At 41.1% G+C, this 18,292-nt stretch carries 18 protein-coding genes and 3 tRNA genes; 9 read left to right on the top strand and 12 right to left on the bottom strand.

All coding sequences use genetic code 11. From position 1 onward, the window contains the following. Positions 1 to 56: 56 nt before the first annotated feature. Positions 57 to 1,247 carry a class I SAM-dependent methyltransferase gene (locus N482_RS00735; protein ID WP_063375275.1) on the bottom strand — a complete coding sequence of 397 codons (1,191 nt, stop codon included), beginning with the start codon at positions 1,245 to 1,247 and terminating at the stop codon, positions 57 to 59. Between the two features lie 83 nt (positions 1,248 to 1,330). On the opposite strand from N482_RS00735, the gene N482_RS00730 reads away from it, so the two are divergent. Next, complete coding sequence (locus N482_RS00730) at positions 1,331 to 1,972, top strand: HD domain-containing protein (protein ID WP_063375274.1); 642 nt, start codon at positions 1,331 to 1,333, stop codon at positions 1,970 to 1,972. 17 nt (positions 1,973 to 1,989) lie between these two features. On the opposite strand, the gene N482_RS00725 is transcribed toward N482_RS00730, so the two are convergent. Next, on the bottom strand, positions 1,990 to 2,970 hold the full coding sequence (locus N482_RS00725) for an ion channel (RefSeq protein ID WP_063375273.1): 981 nt from the start codon (positions 2,968 to 2,970) through the stop codon (positions 1,990 to 1,992). 78 nt (positions 2,971 to 3,048) lie between these two features. Between N482_RS00725 and N482_RS00720 the strand changes: the two genes are divergently transcribed. After that, positions 3,049 to 3,717, top strand: coding sequence for a M48 family metallopeptidase (locus N482_RS00720; RefSeq protein WP_063375272.1), 669 nt, complete (start codon positions 3,049 to 3,051; stop codon positions 3,715 to 3,717). A gap of 36 nt (positions 3,718 to 3,753) precedes the next feature. Here N482_RS00720 and N482_RS00715 read toward each other — a convergent pair. The 3 genes from N482_RS00715 to N482_RS00705 form a co-directional block, all read right to left on the bottom strand. Then, a tRNA-Tyr gene (locus tag N482_RS00715) sits at positions 3,754 to 3,838 on the bottom strand. Between the two features lie 25 nt (positions 3,839 to 3,863). Then, positions 3,864 to 3,948 (bottom strand) — tRNA-Tyr (locus N482_RS00710). Positions 3,949 to 3,968: 20 nt separating this feature from the next. Further along, positions 3,969 to 4,053, bottom strand: a tRNA-Tyr gene (locus N482_RS00705). Positions 4,054 to 4,165: 112 nt separating this feature from the next. Here N482_RS00705 and N482_RS00700 point away from each other — a divergent pair. After that, positions 4,166 to 4,687 carry a VC2046/SO_2500 family protein gene (locus tag N482_RS00700; protein WP_063375271.1) on the top strand — a complete coding sequence of 174 codons (522 nt, stop codon included), beginning with the start codon at positions 4,166 to 4,168 and terminating at the stop codon, positions 4,685 to 4,687. Positions 4,688 to 4,782: 95 nt separating this feature from the next. Here N482_RS00700 and N482_RS00695 read toward each other — a convergent pair whose 3' ends face one another. From N482_RS00695 to N482_RS00685, 3 genes are all read right to left on the bottom strand, one after another. Continuing rightward, positions 4,783 to 5,238, bottom strand: coding sequence for a YchJ family protein (locus tag N482_RS00695; RefSeq protein ID WP_063375270.1), 456 nt, complete (start codon positions 5,236 to 5,238; stop codon positions 4,783 to 4,785). A gap of 14 nt (positions 5,239 to 5,252) precedes the next feature. Then, positions 5,253 to 5,678 carry a SulA-like leucine-rich domain-containing protein gene (locus N482_RS00690; RefSeq protein WP_063375269.1) on the bottom strand — a complete coding sequence of 142 codons (426 nt, stop codon included), beginning with the start codon at positions 5,676 to 5,678 and terminating at the stop codon, positions 5,253 to 5,255. Between the two features lie 116 nt (positions 5,679 to 5,794). Further along, entirely contained in the window at positions 5,795 to 6,250 is a 456-nt protein-coding gene (locus tag N482_RS00685; protein ID WP_063375268.1) for a tetratricopeptide repeat protein, read from the bottom strand. 118 nt (positions 6,251 to 6,368) lie between these two features. On the opposite strand from N482_RS00685, the gene N482_RS00680 reads away from it, so the two are divergent. Continuing rightward, on the top strand, positions 6,369 to 7,658 hold the full coding sequence (locus N482_RS00680) for an NCS2 family permease (protein ID WP_063375278.1): 1,290 nt from the start codon (positions 6,369 to 6,371) through the stop codon (positions 7,656 to 7,658). Here the strand turns inward: N482_RS00680 and N482_RS00675 are convergent, their stop codons facing one another. Continuing rightward, positions 7,659 to 8,420, bottom strand: coding sequence for a hypothetical protein (locus N482_RS00675; RefSeq protein ID WP_063375267.1), 762 nt, complete (start codon positions 8,418 to 8,420; stop codon positions 7,659 to 7,661). 286 nt (positions 8,421 to 8,706) lie between these two features. On the opposite strand from N482_RS00675, the gene cysB reads away from it, so the two are divergent. Further along, a complete protein-coding gene (gene cysB / locus N482_RS00670) occupies positions 8,707 to 9,684 on the top strand; it encodes an HTH-type transcriptional regulator CysB (RefSeq protein ID WP_063375266.1) in 978 nt (325 codons plus the stop codon). Between the two features lie 48 nt (positions 9,685 to 9,732). Here the strand turns inward: cysB and N482_RS00665 are convergent, their stop codons facing one another. The 3 genes from N482_RS00665 to pabB form a co-directional block, all read right to left on the bottom strand. After that, the gene (locus N482_RS00665) at positions 9,733 to 11,109 is read right to left on the bottom strand and encodes an L-serine ammonia-lyase (protein ID WP_063375265.1); all 1,377 of its coding nucleotides are present in this window, start codon (positions 11,107 to 11,109) and stop codon (positions 9,733 to 9,735) included. Positions 11,110 to 11,209: 100 nt separating this feature from the next. Next, positions 11,210 to 11,683: an NUDIX hydrolase gene (locus N482_RS00660; protein ID WP_196765284.1), complete on the bottom strand. Its 474-nt coding sequence runs from the start codon at positions 11,681 to 11,683 to the stop codon at positions 11,210 to 11,212. An 80-nt stretch (positions 11,684 to 11,763) separates the two neighbouring features. Continuing rightward, positions 11,764 to 13,110, bottom strand: a complete 1,347-nt coding sequence (pabB, locus tag N482_RS00655; protein ID WP_063375263.1) for an aminodeoxychorismate synthase component I — start codon at positions 13,108 to 13,110, stop codon at positions 11,764 to 11,766. A gap of 235 nt (positions 13,111 to 13,345) precedes the next feature. On the opposite strand from pabB, the gene N482_RS00650 reads away from it, so the two are divergent. The 4 genes from N482_RS00650 to N482_RS00635 all read left to right on the top strand — a co-directional run bounded on the left by N482_RS00650 (position 13,346) and on the right by N482_RS00635 (position 18,287). After that, complete coding sequence (locus N482_RS00650) at positions 13,346 to 14,872, top strand: fumarate hydratase (RefSeq protein ID WP_063375262.1); 1,527 nt, start codon at positions 13,346 to 13,348, stop codon at positions 14,870 to 14,872. Between the two features lie 499 nt (positions 14,873 to 15,371). After that, positions 15,372 to 16,412 carry a Leu/Phe/Val dehydrogenase gene (locus N482_RS00645; protein WP_063375277.1) on the top strand — a complete coding sequence of 347 codons (1,041 nt, stop codon included), beginning with the start codon at positions 15,372 to 15,374 and terminating at the stop codon, positions 16,410 to 16,412. A gap of 59 nt (positions 16,413 to 16,471) precedes the next feature. Continuing rightward, positions 16,472 to 17,131, top strand: a complete 660-nt coding sequence (locus N482_RS00640) for a CatA-like O-acetyltransferase (RefSeq protein ID WP_063375261.1) — start codon at positions 16,472 to 16,474, stop codon at positions 17,129 to 17,131. A gap of 385 nt (positions 17,132 to 17,516) precedes the next feature. After that, positions 17,517 to 18,287: a DUF3450 domain-containing protein gene (locus tag N482_RS00635; protein ID WP_063357095.1), complete on the top strand. Its 771-nt coding sequence runs from the start codon at positions 17,517 to 17,519 to the stop codon at positions 18,285 to 18,287. The last annotated feature ends 5 nt before the right edge of the window (positions 18,288 to 18,292 follow it).

Genomic DNA, 18,292 nt, shown 5'->3' with positions numbered 1-18,292 from the left:
GGATCATTAAATGTTTCTTAATTGATCGGCATTAAGCATAATGCTCCCTTTTTGTTTTAATATACTTTACAAATAAGTCCCTTCAGGTAAAACCCTTCTGGGTAAAAGCCTGCAATTGGGTGATCCGGAGCTTGATTCAATCTCTCAACGATGATTAGGTCGCGCTTCGCATCCAAAGCTGCATCAGCAACTACTTTTTGAAACAAGTTTTGGTCCATCAACCCTGAGCAGGAGAATGTTAGTAACGTGCCGCCGGGCTTAAGTAATTGCATAGCTAGCATATTTATATCTTTGTATCCCCGACACGCTCCTGTTAATTGCGCTTTGCTTTCTGCAAATTTTGGGGGGTCCATGACGATGGTGTCGAATTGCTTGCCCATTTCACGGTATTCTCTAAGCAGTTTAAAAACATCCTTTTTGACAAAGTCTACTTTGCTTAAATCTAGGTTATTGTGCTCTACATTTCTTTTTGCAGTGTCTAATGCTGGTTGTGATACATCGACATTTATAACTTCATCGCACCCACCTCTGAGTGCATACAAACTAAACGTTCCAGTGTAACAAAAGCAATTTAGGACCGTTTTACCTTTTGAAAACCTCTCCAGTGCAGCGCGACTATCTCGTTGATCCAAGTAGAAACCAGTTTTATGTCCATTGATGATATCGACTTCTAATTTTAAGCCATTCTCTTCAATCAATACGGCTTCGTTTGGTGCGTTACCATGAAGTGGCCCAGTTATTTTTTCAAGCCCTTCTTTCTTTCTGACATCTACGTCAGAGCGTTCATAGACCGCGCATTTTGGAAATAGCTCGCGTAATGCTGCAACTATTTCGCCTTTATGCCGTTCAGCACCTGCACTTAAAAGCTGGCATACAAGATAGTTGTCAAACTTGTCGATCGTGATACCGGGCAACCCGTCTGATTCAGCCGCACATAATCTGTATCCCGTTAGACCGCCTTCATCAATCACATACTCTCTTACTTGAAGAGCACGGCTCAGGCGGCGTTTAAAAAAGTTTTGGTCAATCTGTTCAGACTCATCAAAGGTCCATATCCTTGCTCTAATTTGGGAGCTCGGGCTATATGCTGCCGTTGCCAAATACTGTCCATCATGGCTGTATACTTTTACAAGGTCACCAAGTCCAGGTTTACCTTTAATCTTTTTAATCGCTTTGGAGAATATCCAAGGGTGTTTTCTTTTAAGAGATTTTTCTCGGCCGGGTTGTAAATACAGCGCACAAGACATATAAATTCCTTACTAAGTAGAATCCTGTCATTTTAGTGAAGGGGGTTCCAACATACAATGTGAAGGATAAGGTTTAAGTAAAAATGATTGGGAATATGAACGACTTTGAGCAAGTATTTAAGGAATTTATGCTTGGAACACCCTTTGCAGATACGGCACATGATCTTTCTCATGTCCAAAGGGTAGTAAAAACAGCGAAACAGTTGGCCATTGAAGAAGGGGCCGACTTGGACATTGTAGTCCCAGCTGCATGGCTTCACGATTGTGTAGCTGTCGCCAAAAACCACCCTGATAGGGCAAAAGCGTCAAAGCTGGCAGCAGACAAAGCGGAGAGGTTCTTAATTGAAATTGGGTATCCTCAAGAAAACTTAGAAGGAATACATCATGCAATTGTAGCGCATAGCTTTAGTGCAAACGTACCACCGACGACATTAGAGGCACAAATTGTTCAGGATGCTGATCGGATGGATGCCTTAGGTGCTATCGGTGTAAGTCGTTGTATGAAGGTAGGTGGTGCCATAGCGAGGCATTTATATCATACTGGAGACCCTTTCTGTGCGGACAGGGAACCCGATGACAAGAACTATACGCTTGATCATTTCTTTATAAAGCTCTTACATATTGAATCACAGATGCATACTCAAGCAGCCAAAAAAGAAGCGCAGCGTCGCACCGAGTTCATGCGTAGGTTTCTCGATGAACTTGCAAGAGAAATCAAAGATTAAGTCTATACAAGCCAAAGTCAGCGAGTCATTCGTTTCACAAAGACAACGACGAATAAGGCTAGAGAAAAGCTACCAATAAACGCTTCTATTGTGGCTATGAGGCGAGTAATTCCCACAGGAGTTATATCGCCATAGCCTAACGTTGTAAAAGTAACAACGCTAAAGTAGAAGCAATTTAACATTGCATGGAGATTATCTTCTAAAGAGGCTGTTGTATTAATACGTATGGTTTCGTCATTATAATTAATACCGAGTACAAAGTAACAGAGTGCGCACAAAAGGATCATTCCTAAGCTAAATCTGATAACGTTTTCTGGCTTTTCACCATAGCCACAGAGCATATCTATAAAACTAGAAACAAGCCTCTTTTTTGAATATTTGGGATATTGAGCATGACGCATACGCAATTCGCTGTATGTGTACTTACCGGCCATCTCAAATAAACCTTGTTGCTCAGCCCCTTTTCTTAGTAGTCGATAAATCTCTTCGCTTTGCAGGTACAAGTCTTGTGCTTCATCGTAGTTTTTTTGCTTAGAAGCTTCGATAGCCTGACTTTCTTGAAGTAATTTGCCACCTAGCACGAGGTTGTCAATTCTTGTTGCATTGAGCTTAATACCTAATATATTTGTGTTTTGGAGTTTACAGCAGTGAAGGTTTGCATCTCGTAGATCAGCTTTCATTAACGATGCATTTTTAATTGTGCTATTGAACAGGTGAGCACCGTGCAAGTTAGCACGATAAAAGTTGCTGTAAGAAAGGTCATATCCATTATGGTCATTAAACTTAACCAAGTTTAACCCATCAAGGTTTGCCCTTTTTAACTCTAATCCTTGTAATAATCCTCCTTTTTTAGCATAACGTTCAAGTTTTTGGGACAGCTCTAAACCACTTTTGTCAAACTTAGCGTCGTGCCAAAAGCAATATCCGGAACCCATATCAATTTCTTGGCAACTATGGCCGTCAGGTGAGATATACTGGCATTTAGGTTTGTTGGTCATGGTAGCTTATTTTTTCTCCAGATAAGTATAAAGGTAGCAGCAATTCTCAGATTTAAATGAAAAAGCAGCAAATTTTCTATGGAATTCAATTATCAACTCAAATTAAGTAAAAGAAGAAAAACGGTTGCAATTAAAGTGCACCCTTCGGGTGTAAGTGTGTATGCGCCGCAAAATATTTGCAAAACCTGGTTAAATGATTGGGTCAAATCAAAACAAAAGTGGGTGCTGAAGAAGCAAAACTCAGTAAACGAAGCGCCGAGTGATACTTTGTGGTCTTCAAAAAAAATTATGGTGTTTGGCCACAAGTATGACTTGGTATACGGTGCGTCTAAAAGTGAAATCGATCATGATAACCACCTGGTGTATTTGACTTCCGACTGGCGAGAGCATCAAGCAACAGCCATTTTAGAGGTGAAGCAATTGTTCACTGAAGGCTTAAGTGAATACTTACATTTCACACTACCCAAATACAAGTCTTTAATGCAGTCGGATTACAAGTTACTAAAAGTAAGATTCTATAAAAGAAGGTGGGGAAGTTTGTCGTCAAATGGGACGCTTGCGTTCAACTGCGCGCTGTTAGGCACACCTAAGTGGGTCATTAACTATGTAATCGTACATGAGCTTGCACACTATCATGTCATGGCTCACAACACCGCTTTTTGGTCCATTGTTTCGCATTTTGATCAAAACTATATAGATGCAAAGAAATATCTTAACGGATATGGAAGAATACTAAAAGATTGGTAATTAAAATTGAAATAATGTCGGAATAAGATAAGAAAGTGGTGGAGGGAGCTGGATTCGAACCAGCGAAGGCTGAGCCGTCAGATTTACAGTCTGATCCCTTTGGCCGCTCGGGAACCCCTCCACATAAAGTGAGCTAAAGTACAAAGTGGTGGAGGGAGCTGGATTCGAACCAGCGAAGGCTGAGCCGTCAGATTTACAGTCTGATCCCTTTGGCCGCTCGGGAACCCCTCCGAATTGTACTTTGTCGTTGATGGTGGAGGGAGCTGGATTCGAACCAGCGAAGGCTGAGCCGTCAGATTTACAGTCTGATCCCTTTGGCCGCTCGGGAACCCCTCCTCAACAACGGCGCTGATAATATCAAAGTTTTTGACGATGTAAAGAAATGTCCTAAAGTTTTTTCAAAAAATGCCGATAAATTTTCAGACTTTGAATTTTTTGGCGAAAATCCATGCAGATAGAACAATTGTTACTCAAGGAAGCACAGTTAGGTATTGCCCTGAACGTAAGTGTGCGTGAATCGCGACGAGGAGACTTCGCGTTGCTACTGAGTGCATTGTCTCAAGATGCGTTAGATTTCAGTCAATTTGACTTTCCTCGTTCAGCGGTTGACGAGAAAGATAAATCAGAAGATGCGCTTAAAAAGGAGTTGCAAGTTGGGCCCAAGAAGCCACTAGCACCACAGGAGTATGACTTTCTGATTGGTCAATACAATCGTTATTTCGTAAAGGATGGAGGTTTGGAAGATATTAAGTTGAATGAATACTTAGACCCAGAACCGCTTCATATACGAGACGATAAATTGCATGTTCCTCTTTCTGTCGTAGAGAATTTAGAGCCAGCTGTGCGAGCTAAGCTTTTTAAGCAGCAGAACCCCGAAATAAAACTACAAGAACGGGAGATGGATGCTGCAGGGTTCTATGACCAGCTTGCCAGTGGTGAAATGCAATCTCAGTTACGAGTTGCAGTATAGCAAGCTAGGCCTCTTAGAGGGCAAAAAGAAGTACCTATACAGTGGCAATGCAACGAGTGTGCAATTAAGCAACGATATTCACAGAATAATTGAGATTAGCCGTGACACTTTTTAAACTTTTTCCCACTTAAGCACGGACAAGGATCGTTTCGGCTTACTTTTTTCCCCTCACAAGGAAACAAGTTACCATCGAGATACATCCACTTGCCACCTTCTTTAATAAATCGAGAGCGCTCATGGAGTACTTCTAGTTGTTGATCCTCTATATAAGAAGCCTTAAATTCAACGTACTGGAAGCTTTGGTCCTGATCAGAGTGGATGACTTCTAAATTAACAAACTCAACCTGATTGGCAAACAAGAGTATGTCTTCCACTGTATGCTCATGTCGTTTTTCCGATGCATAGGTGCTGACTATATATTCACCATTTTTTACACAGTACGCGCTATACCTGGAGCGCATTAACTGCTCGGCATTTTCTGGCTTGCTCTGTCCAGCAATAAAAAGGTTACAGCACTGTTCAAAAGGCAGAGCTTGACCACAAAAACACATATAAAACCTAATAATTAATGTGCAACCCCTGACATTGGTAGTTTGCAAACTTCCTTAAAACAAAATAGGGCGGTTTCGGAGTTATTTAAGCTTCGCTGTTGCATTTGTCGGGCTGATAAAATCCCCGGCCAAGTGATTACAGCAGCAAAGTTACCATTGTGCAGAGCGCAATCTAGAGTGTGTTCTAAGTTTATCAGATCTTTGAGCTTTAAAACTAGCAGCTTATTAATGTCGATGCCGAAGTCATCGAGCATAGATTTATTTATCGTTTGGGCAGGTGCTATTAATAATGTCCAACCAGCTTTGGAATTGCAAAAACCCAATATTTTCATAAGTTCTAAGCTGGTGGTTGCTTCATCATATGTATTTACAATATTAAAGTTAACCTGATTTGATAGGTCTGCCGCACTTGCTTTTAATATGGTCGAAGTATGTAACATAATTTTAATACTGATTGTTTATACAGTGTGTATACAGTATTTCATACAGCACTTTTGATCAAGGTTACATGTGATGTTTTTTTACTCTTTTTTGTGGTGCCCATTCCTGATGTAGGCTAACGTTCTGTTTTAAAATGATTTAGCTGATGGATTTGCTCATATAACGTTGCGGCATAGCATTGAGCATCTAAATAACGTTTTGTAGTTAAATGTGGTCTTACTTCTTTCAAAGTGCTTTCTGCTGCCATATTACCTTGGCTTTGGGCTAGACTAAGCCAAGCGACACCATGGAATACACTCTTAGGTACACCTTGTCCTTTAAGAAACAGAAGCCCCAAGTAGAATTGCGCCTTATTATCCCCAGACATCGCAGCCAACCTAATCCATTTAGCTGCCAAGGAGTATTGTTTTTCTTTTATGTAGTAGAGGCCTTTTTTATAAGCTTGTTCGGGATCTTGTCTCTCTGGCCATTGGTGTTTAGGATCTGGCTCCTGCGTTACAAACTCGAGCACATTTAACAGCTGTTGCTCTAAGTCACCGCTGTAAGCCTTTGTAGATTGACTGTTTTTCATACTCACTTCACTTATTACAACCTAGCCTACAGTGTAGCCGATTTTTGCTTTATTTGTCCTATAAAGAGAACGATTTATGGTAAAATTGCGGCCCCGTTTCTATTTAAAATACAAAGACATGCTAGAAAGACTTTTTTCGCTCAAGGCACTTCAAACCGACGCAAAGACTGAGGTAGTGGCCGGCCTGACTACGTTTATTACGATGGTTTACATTGTATTTGTTAACCCAGCAATGCTAGCTCAAGCAGGTATTGACCATGGCGCAGCTTTTGTCGCTACTTGTTTAGCGGCAGCTATAGGTTGCTTCATCATGGGCTTTTGGGCTAATTACCCTCTTGCGCTGGCGCCTGGTATGGGCCTCAATGCATTTTTTACATACGGTGTTGTACTTGGAATGGGGCACAGTTGGCAAACAGCATTGGGCGCAGTATTTTTGTCTGGTTGCTTATTTTTATTATTGAGTATTTTTAAAATAAGAGAGTGGGTGATTCAAGCAATTCCTGTAGTGTTGAAGCGAGCAATAGCAACTGGCATAGGCGCTTTTTTAGCTTTAATTGCTTTGAAAAATTCTGAAATTATAGTTGCTAGCCCTGCAACCTTCGTTCAATTGGGAGACATCACAAGCCCAGGTCCCCTGTTGGCTATTCTTAGTTTTTTTATTATTACTGCTCTGATGTATAGAGAATTCAAAAGCAGCGTACTTATTAGCATTTTGCTCGTTACTGTAGTCGCTTGGAGTGCAGGCTTTGTTGAGTACTCCGGTATTGTTTCAGTACCGCCTAGTATTGCGCCAACCTTTGGACAGTTAGACATAGCTGGTGCGCTTGAGGTAACCATGCTCAGTGTCGTGTTCGCATTTTTATTTGTTGATCTATTTGATACAAGTGGCACTCTGGTAGCAGTCACCCAAAAAGCAGGAATTGCAGATGAAAAAGGGAACATGCCACGCTTAGGGCGAGCGCTATCAGCAGACAGCACGGCTACTGTCGCCGGCTCGTTCTTAGGCACCTCTACAACGACTTCTTATATTGAATCTGTATCAGGCGTTTCTGTCGGCGGTAGGACAGGTCTCACAGCAGTGGTTGTTGGTGTTTGCTTTCTTCTTATGATGTTTTTTGAACCATTGGCACAAATGGTCCCTGCTTATGCAACAGCTGGTGCGATTCTCTACGTAGCGGTTCTTATGTTACAAAACTTAAAATTGGTAAATTGGGATGATATGACCGATGCAATCCCTGTGAGCGTGGTGCTATTAATGACACCTCTCACCTTTTCGATTGCACACGGTATTGCACTTGGATTCATAGCCTACACAGCGGTCAAGCTAGCTTGTAATAGAAAAGATGAAATCTCTATCAGTGTCTGGGTACTAACTATTTTGTTTATTTTAAAGTTTGCTTTTAGCTAATCACCATTTCTTTTTGGGTGCGAAAAGGATATCGAGATCGTCCTTTTCCTTCTCTGCTTTTTTCTTAACAGCAGATGCGTTTGATGCTTTCAACTCAACGCTGATTTCATTCAAATACCCTTCAAGCTGATTTTTCTTTTCAGTGACGTATTCATCGCTATAGGTTACAGCCATAATAGTGGCGTATGCCTTCTCAAAATATTGACGTGCAGAACCGACCATGTTGGCTGTTTTGGCGGACAGACCTCGTTTAATTTGGCTTTCGACATTGATTCGTAACTGAATCTTTTCAAGGCGCCTGTCTTCTTTTACGAAAATTTGAGTATCGACTTTACCTTTGCTGTGCTCTGAACGTAGAAGGTGTCTCAGCTTTTTAATACCTTGGACGAGCGCGATTAGCTGTTTGTCGTTGTCAGGAAGAGATACATTGTCGCTGTCATTTAGTTTACCTGGGTCTGAATTCATACGTTCTTGTGACTCATGCAAACGGTTTTTTAATTCTCTTGAGGTGGGTGACAGTTCTACCATGGTAGCAAGGGCGTCGTGAATACGCTTTTGAATGATTCGAAGCATATCCCCAGACATAGGGATATTCGAACTGTTTAACAAAACATCTTCAGACTCTTCGATGATCCGTTTTTGCTTTGACAGCTCTTTGCGTCTCTCTGCTTCTTGTTTCTCTTTATGTTGTTGAATAGCACTAACCCACACTGCAATTACAACTAAAGCAACAATCAATAATATTATTATGGAAACAAACATACCCGAATCTCTACGTAAACTACCCAAGGCGATAATTTTTTATCTTACATCAAATAATTGTATATTGGATAGTTTTAATAACAAGGTGTATGTAAATGATTTTGAATACACCATTTTTCAGTATAGACGCATCTAATACAGATTTCTTATATGATTGCGCAAATGTCACAATTACTATCAGCTACTCAATAAATATGCTAGCCTAGGAATGGATCCGACTCGGCGCTCTGCGTAAACCGTAAACCAAGTCGCTTATTAGATAACAACTAAAACAATAAACAGTGTTATGAAATTACAACAATTGAAATACATCGTTGAAGTACTGAATCATAATTTGAATGTGTCTGCCACTGCTGAGAGTCTTTATACATCTCAACCAGGCATTTCAAAGCAGGTACGTATGCTAGAAGACGAATTGGGTGTGCAAATTTTTGGTCGAAGTGGCAAACACTTAACGCATGTCACCAGTGCGGGTAATGAGGTCATCAACATCGCGCGTGAAATTTTGTCCAAGGTTGAAGGCATAAAAGCGGTAGCAAATGAGCATACTTTGCCTGATCAAGGCAAATTAAACATAGCAACAACGCATACTCAAGCTCGATATGCGTTACCACCGGTTATTCAAGGTTTTATGCAGAAGTACCCAGCAGTGTCTTTGCATATGCACCAAGGCACACCGCAGCAGATTTCGGATGCAGCAGCGCGCGGTGATGCTGATTTTGCTATTGCTACTGAAGCATTGCATTTGTATGGTGATTTGATCATGTTGCCTTGTTACCACTGGAATCGTAGTATTGTGGTCACAAAAGATCATCCTCTCGCCCAGTTAGGAAAAAATATCACGGTTCAAGATGTTGCCAAGTATTCATTGATTACGTATGTATTTGGTTTCACGGGTAGATCGGAATTGGACAAGGCTTTTAATGCACATGGGTTAGAACCCCATATTGTATTTACAGCTACGGACGCTGATGTCATTAAAACCTATGTGCGCCTTGGGTTAGGTGTAGGTGTTTTAGCGACAATGGCTGTAGATGACATCGCAGATAAAGATCTAGTTTGTATTGATGCGAGCCATTTGTTTGAGGCAAGCACAACTAAAATAGGGTTTAGAAAAGGCAGCTTCTTAAGAGGATATATGTATGATTTCATAGAGCGCTTTGCGCCGCATTTGACTAAAGATGTGGTAGAAAAAGCCAGCTTAATGCGAAATCAAGACGATGTAGATGCATTATTCTCGAATGTGACTCTTCCAATTAAATAAAGCCGCAATATGCGGCTTTATTTTTTACTGCAATGTATATGCAAAGACCTAACACTCGATAATGTTTACAGCAAGACCGCCGCGAGCAGTTTCTTTGTATTTGGTTTTCATATCATTACCAGTATCAAGCATTGTTTTGATAACTTTATCTAGCGACACTTTTTGGTCACCCGTACCACGAAGCGCTAAGCGAGAAGCGTTGATTGCTTTTACGGCGCCCATTGCGTTTCTTTCAATACAGGGCACTTGCACTAATCCGCCAACAGGGTCACATGTCAGGCCTAAATTATGCTCCATGCCAATTTCAGCGGCATTTTCTACATGAACGACATTTCCGCCCATGATCTCGGTAAGGGCTCCTGCTGCCATGGAACAAGCTACGCCCACTTCACCCTGGCAACCTACTTCCGCGCCAGAAATGGAAGCGTTCTTCTTGTAAAGAATTCCAATTGCAGCTGCCGTCAATAGGTATCGGGTAGCAATTTCGACGTCAACTTCTTTGATAAATGTATGATAGTACATCAAAACAGCTGGTAGGATCCCGGCTGCTCCATTCGTTGGTGCCGTAACCACACGACCACCCGCAGCGTTTTCTTCGTTGACCGCAAGCGCAAACAAGTCTACCCAATCCATAGCACGTAATGGGTCATTACTGTTTTCAACATTAAGCTTCAAGTAAAGGCTAGGTGCGCGTCTTTTGACTTTTAGACCACCAGGTAAAATACCCTCTGTGCGCATACCGCGTTCAGTACATGCTTTCATCACTTCCCAAATATTGAAAAGTTCTTGCTTAATATCGCTTTCAGAGCGCAGCGTTTTTTCATTGGCCATCATCAAAGCTGAGACACTTAGGCCTGTCTCTTTACAAATAGACAATAACTCTTCCGCCGTATCGAACAAATATGGTGCAGGGTTTTGCTCACGAACATCCAGCGCAGCTTGTTTCTCGGCTTCGAAATCTTCATCTGTAACAATAAAGCCACCACCAATAGAATAGTAGATTTGGCTATGCAGCAGATCGTCACCCTTGTAGGCTTGTATTTCCATCGCGTTAGAGTGTTTTGGTAGTGTTTTTCGACGGTGGAAAACAACAGCACCTTGTTTAGGGAAATTCGCTTTATGCTGTTGATCAAGGTAAATTACTTGCTCTTGCTCAATTTTTTCTAGAATTTGTGTAACAAGATCAGCATCAATTGTTTCAGGGTCGTAACCTGCTAAGCCCAAGATAACCGCTTTTCCTGAGCCGTGACCTATACCTGTTTGACCTAGTGAGCCAAAAAGTTCTACTTTAACCGCAGTAACGTCGTCAATTAGTTTACTTTTTTGTAGATCTTTGACGAACAGACGCGAAGCGCGCATCGGTCCGACGGTATGGGACGATGAAGGCCCAATACCGATACTGAACATATCAAATGCACTAATCATAAATTTTACTCATCATTGCCTCTGAACGGGCGCTCATAATAACGTTAATTATTGCAGAAGTAACCCGTTATCGGATGGAAAATAGCGTTTTGCTAGATGATTAAATTAGAGAGTTGGTAAATTTCGTTATAATGCTGGCGGTTGCGCCCCATAAAAGTCCATGAGGTGTCATGTAGCCTTTGATGCTTGTGGCTTTCCCGCGAAAGTGAGTGGTGTAACTTTGCCAGTGTTCTTGGGCCATCAAATCACGTATTGGGAGCGTAAAAACATGATCTACTTCACTGCTTGTGAGTGCCCATGTTGCGCTGTTTTCGACTTTAGCGAGAATTGGAGTAATATGAAATCCGCTCAAGGAGCTATGAGTTGCAAGCTGGCCAAGTGGGGTTACAAATTCTCTAGCTAAGCTGATTTCTTCGAAGGTTTCCCGTAAAGCAGCGTCTTGCACAGAGGAGTCACGAGCTTCGATTTTACCGCCTGGAAAGCAGATTTGACTGGGGTGGGACCTGAGATTGGCATTGCGTTTACATAACAGCATATGCGCTTGCCCATCAAACTCGATCAGTGGCACAAGCACAGCACTTTTCACTCCAGTCAAATGAGAAGACGAGTGTGCGCTTTTCGAAAGCGTATATTTACTGATTATGTGCTCAAGCTTCATTTAAGTACGGGTAGTATTTTATTTACTTTATGATAAGTTTCTTGATACTCCGCGTCTACTTGAGAATCGGCAACAATACCACCACCAGCCCAACAATAAATTGTGTTTTCAGCACAGACAAGCGTGCGAATGGTAATAGAGGTATCCATATCACCACATGCACTGAGGTATCCCATGGAACCGCAGTACGCGCTGCGACGATGTGGTTCAAGCTCTTCAATAATTTCCATAGCCCTAATTTTCGGAGCGCCGGTTATAGATCCACCTGGAAACGCTGCTTCTAGTTGATCTATCGCACTCTTTCCGCTTGCAAGTTCGCTGGTTACTGTACTTACAAGGTGATGGACCGCAGGGAAGCTCTCTATCTCAAAAAGTTTTGGTACAGTGACAGTTCCTGCCTTGGCAACTTTGCCGAGATCGTTTCTTAATAGGTCGACTATCATGACATTTTCGGCGCGATCTTTACTTGAGCCTTGTAAGGTTTTTGCCTGCTCAATGTCTTGGGTGGGGTCAGATAACCTTGGTAAAGTCCCCTTAATTGGTTTTGTTTCGACTTGGTTTTCTTTTACGGAGATAAACCGCTCTGGCGACACCGATACAATGGCCGTGTCTTCACCAAGGTTATAAAACGCAGCGAATGGCGATTTGTTGTTCGTTCTTAACTTTTTATACGCTTGCCAAGGAGAGCCAGTGAATTGAGCACTGAAGCGCTGTGCTAAGTTGATTTGATAGCAATCTCCGCTCAGAAGGTATTGGTGTATTTTATCAAACTTTGTTTGATACTGCTGTTTGGTCATATTTGACTGCCAATCGCTAAGCAGCTTAAAAGGCTTTGCTCTTGATATTGCATTGTTTACAACTGCTAAGTATTCATCAAGCCTATTTGTATTTGATTGACAGACATAAAACCATTTTTTTATTTGATTATCGAAGATAAGTGCATCTAAATACAAACCAACCGTCATATCGGGCAATGAAATATCCGTCAGAGCTGATTCAGGAAGCTTTTCGATGTAACGGCCTAAATCGTATCCGAAATAACCTAACCAACCACCGACAAATGGCATCCCTGCGATACGCTCTGGGCATAAAAGGGACAACTTTTGTTTGAGAAGTTCAAAGACATTGAGCTTTTGTTGCACGCCGTCAAGGAAAGCTTGCCCTGATTTTGCCTCAAGAATATGTAATGGGTTAAAACTAATGATGTCGTAGTGACTATTTTCGTGCACTGCGTCACTAGAATCTAACAAGATTGCGTATTTATGCAGCGCAAATTGTTCGAAAACTTCTACCGTAGAGAGAGAAATGTCAACCGCAATGCATTTATTCTGTGCATTTATCATTTACTTGCCCCTGAAAACTAGCCCGAAACGGGCGAGGAGGTTATCATAATTAGATATGAATCTATAGAGTAGATAAGCGATAACTAATAACCATATAGTGTAGGGATGTTGATTGTGAACTCGGGGCATGTAGTCGGTTTACTTATTAATATTCTTTTCACTGTGGTTAGCTTGCTTTTCTACTTACCAAGTACAGGCTGTTTAGTAACCCTAAATGGCAAATAAAGGAACCGTCATGAGCATTATCCGTCAGCAAGATTTTATTGATAGCATTGAAGATGCACTGCAATACATTTCTTTTTATCACCCGCTAGATTTTGTGCAAGCTTTAGAAAAAGCATATAACAATGAACAGAGTAAAGCTGCAAAAGACGCAATAGCGCAAATTTTGATTAACTCTCGCATGTCTGCAGAAGGCAAACGTCCACTATGCCAAGATACGGGGATCGTTACATGCTTTGTAAAGGTAGGCATGGATGTTAAGTGGGACAAAACTGACTTGACAGTGCAGCAAATGGTGGATGAGGGTACACGTCGTGCTTACACTAACCCAGACAACCCGTTACGAGCTTCAATCGTGGCAGATCCAGCTGGTAGCCGTAAAAATACCAAAGACAATACGCCCTCTGTTGTACATGTAGATTTAGTACCCGGTGCAGAAGTGGAAGTTATGATCGCAGCTAAGGGAGGCGGCTCAGAAAACAAAACTAAAATGGCGATGCTCAACCCATCTGATGATGTTGCTGCATGGGTTGAAAAAACGCTGCCAACAATGGGAGCAGGGTGGTGCCCACCAGGTATGATTGGTATTGGCATTGGTGGTACAGCAGAGAAAGCGGCTGTTTTGGCAAAAGAATCCCTTATGGACCCTGTCGATATTCATGATTTACAAGAGCGTGGTGCTGAGACTACTGAAGAAAAATTACGCTTGGAAATTTTTGAAAGAGCGAACAAACTAGGTATCGGTGCGCAGGGGCTTGGTGGGCTTACAACGGTTGTTGACGTCAAAATTAAAACTGCTCCAACACACGCTGCTTCAAAACCTGTAGTTATGATCCCTAACTGTGCAGCAACTCGTCATGTGCATTTCACTTTAGATGGTTCAGGCCCCGCAGATCTTAAAGCGCCAAAGCTTGAAGACTGGCCTGAAGTAACTTGGGAAGTAGGTGAAGACACTCGTCGTGTTAACCTTGATACATTGGCCAAAGAAGATCTTCAAGATTGGAAAATGGGTGAAACGGTACTGCTATCTGGCAAAATCTTGACTGGCCGTGATGCTGCACATAAGCGTTTACAAGAAATGATCAACTCTGGACAAGGCTTACCAGAAGGTGTCGACTTTACAAATAAGTTTATTTATTACGTGGGTCCTGTAGATGCTGTAGGTGACGAGGTTGTAGGCCCAGCAGGCCCAACTACTTCTACGCGTATGGATAAGTTCACAGACTTGATGCTAGAGAAAACAGGTCTTGTAGGTATGATTGGTAAGGCTGAACGAGGCCCTGCAACAGTCGAATCAATTAAGCAAAACAAAGCTGTCTACTTGATGGCTGTCGGTGGTGCTGCGTACTTAGTTGCTAAGGCAATTAAGAAGTCCCGCGTCGTCGCTTTTGAAGACTTGGGTATGGAAGCAATCTACGAGTTTGAAGTAGAGGACATGCCAGTCACTGTTGCTGTGGATAGTGAAGGTGCCAATGCACATACTCAAGGTCCTGCGATCTGGAAAGCTAAGATTGAAGAGCTTGACAGCAAGCTAAGATAAACTCGCAACATAAAGAAGGTGGTTGTCACCACCTTCTTTATTATAGCTATGTTCTTTAACTAATATCCCGTCTTGCAACTACCATTTTACCAGCGAGAGTTCAACACTCGGCAAGCAACATATTTGTTGAACGCTATAATTTGTCACCTTGCCACTGTTTATTATTTGATACACTGACAGCGAATTAACGCAAAAATTGTTAACAATTTAATTTGAATCTAGCACGTGTAAATTTATACTTACAAGGGGTTATTGCTTTACGTTTACGTAAACAGAAGCGCTAAACTTAATAGGTGTTTCTAATTAAATATGTTTTTTAAATTTGTTTTTGTGGATTTATTATCTTTATATTTAATTTTTTTTGGATTATTTATACGTGTAGGTGATGTAATGAGCTTAGATCATCTCATTTGCTGGATTGACTAAAAGGTTAATGGTAGAGTCAAGCCAATTTCAGCGCTATCTGACACGTTCAGACAATAATCGGAGAATAATCAAAGTGGCTGTATTTAACCAAGTTGAATTTGATAACCATGAACAAGTTGTATTTTGCTCAGATGAAAAGTCGGGTTTAAAGGCAATTATTGCTGTGCATAGTACTAAGCTAGGCCCAGCTGTTGGTGGCTGTCGTTTATGGGATTATGCAGAAGATCAAGACGCGGTATACGATGTGTTACGTCTTTCTAAAGGCATGACTTACAAGAATGCAGTAGCACGTTTACCGTTCGGTGGTGGTAAATCAGTGATCATTGGTGATGCGAAAAGCATTAAATCTGAAGAACTTTTTAAAGCATTTGGTAGGCACCTAGAGAGATTAGGCGGTAGCTACTACTCAGCAGAAGATGTGAATATCACAACTGGTGATGTCATGATGATGCACAAAGAAACAGATTATGTTTTAGGTCTTGAAGGTAAAAGTGGCAACCCGTCTCCATTTACTGCTTTAGGTACATTCCTAGGTATAAAAGCTGCGTACCAGCACAAGTTTGGGCACCAAGATTTGTCTGGTGTAAAAGTAGCGGTGCAAGGCCTTGGCGCTGTAGCTTATGGCCTGTGTAAATATTTGCACGAAGCAGGTGCCGAGTTATTTGTAACAGACATCAATCAAGCATCAGTTGACAGAGTGGTAACTGATTTTGGTGCAGTTGCTGTAGATATTGATGAAATCTATGACTTAGATGTAGATGTGTATGCTCCATGTGCACTAGGTGCAACAGTCAACGATGAAACGATTCCTCGTATTAAAGCGACGATCATTGCGGGTTGCGCAAACAATCAGCTTGCAGAGCCGCGCCATGGTGATGTATTGCGTGAAAAAGGCGTGCTTTACGCACCAGATTATGTGATCAATGCTGGTGGTATCATTAACGTATATTATGAAACCAAACCTGAAGGTTACAACGAAGCGCAAGCAACTAAGCATGTTGAAGGCATCTTCGACACGTTGGCTGAAATTTTTAAGCGTTCTGATGACGAGAAAAAGTCAACTCACATTATTGCTGATGAGTTAGCGCAAGAAATCATTGAGAACGGATTATAATCAGTACTTGAAAAAGCTATAATGAAGGGCGTATTCGCCCTTTTTTTATAGTTGTTAAAATGAAGAAAATCGTTTTAGACTTTTGGGAACGCAAAGAGCACTTTGATTTTTATCAAGACTTTGCAGATCCAAACTTCAATATCACTACAAATCTTAATACCCATTCTCTTTATATTAAAGCTTCACAAGCTGATCTGTCCTTCACTTACTGCTATCTTTATTGTTTATCAAGAGCGATTGAAGAGTGTGACTTTATGCGTTATCGGATAGTAGATGGCTGCCCCGTCGAAGCTGAAAAGGTGACAATTAGCAGTACCTTTTTAAGGGAAGATAACACTTTCAGATTTATCACACTTAGTGAAAGTAGCAATGTTAATGAATTCATTCGACAATCAGAAGAGAATAAAAATGTAGGGTTATCGCAACCTTTAATGGGTGAGATGTTTTTATCAACCTGCAACTCGGTTGAACAAGTCTACGTATCGATTTTGCCTTGGTTTCAATTTACTAGTTTTAAGCACGCAAGGCATGGTGAAGACAATTTAGGCATACCAAAAATAATTTTTGGTAAATTAAATGAAGACAAAAATAGTCTGCCTGTATCAATTGAGGTACATCATGGTTTGGTCGATGGGTACCATTTATCGCTATTCCTAGATGAATTTCAGCGACAAATCATTGCGTTATGTTGCCATTTGGAAGAAGAAAAAAAAATTTAGGGACAATAATGTTGTGTTATATGCAATTCTTGTTGGTGTGTTTTTGTCTTTAACAGTTTGAAAATTATAGCTTAATCAAAGAGTTTTCAGTTTTACAGGCTTAATTTTTGTCGAAATTTTAACTGTAATAAATTGTTAATTAAGTTGCTTTGTGTATGAAAAGTAAGTGATTTAAGTTTTTTTTGGTTGTTTTGTTGTTAATGTGATGTTTTATTTCATTTTATTCGAAAAGCGATTACAAAATTAGTTTTAAACATGAAGTTGACCTGGGCAAATGCATTTAGCATTATTGCACGGTTGATACTTCTAAAAAGGTATCCGGGGTACTCTTCTATAGTCGAGTGCAAAAATTATAAAAGTAACATTACTTAATTGGTTGGGAACTATGTCTGTTAAAATCAGAAAGAGTCTTGTAGCTTCAGCGTTATTTGGCGCCGCAGCATTTGCAAGCAGCAATGTGATGGCAGATCCTTTGAATGACATACAGAAAGTAGGTCAGCAAACTCAAAAGGCTGCTCAAAAGTCTCAAGAAAAAGTTGATAATATTTACGGTCAGTCAATCGAAATGATTGCAGAATACCGCACTACTGTCGATGAAACAGAACTTCTAAAAGTTTACAACGACCACGTTGCACGTTTGGTTGCGGACCAAAATGCAAACATTGAGTCTCTAGAGCGTCAAATCGCGACAGTTGATAAAACTAAGCAAGACGTTGTGCCTTTGATGTATCGCATGATTGATACACTCGAGCAATTCATCAAAGCGGACGTCCCGTTCGATACTGAAAAGCGTTTAGAGCGCGTAGAAAGACTACGTGAAACACTTTCAAACGCAAAAGTAACTACTTCAGAGAAATACCGTCAGGTACTAGAAGCTTACACTGTTGAAACTGCATACGGTACAGCAATGACAGCTTCTCAAGGTTCTCTTGAAATTAACGGTAAAAATATCAACGTTGACTTCGCTCGTCTAGGACGTATCGCATACGTTGCTCAATCATTCGATCAAAAGAATGCATGGGTTTGGGACAACAATGCTAAGCAGTGGCAATCTCTAGGTGAAGAATACCTTAAGCCTATCAAAGACATGATCCGTATCGCACGTGGTCAGGCTGCCCCAGAACTAGTTAAACTTCCTATTTTCGGCGCGGAGTAATAAAA

The organism is Pseudoalteromonas luteoviolacea NCIMB 1942 (genome assembly GCF_001625595.1).
GTDB classification, from domain to species: domain Bacteria; phylum Pseudomonadota; class Gammaproteobacteria; order Enterobacterales; family Alteromonadaceae; genus Pseudoalteromonas; species Pseudoalteromonas luteoviolacea_A.
This window is presented reverse-complemented; position numbering and strand designations above follow the sequence as displayed.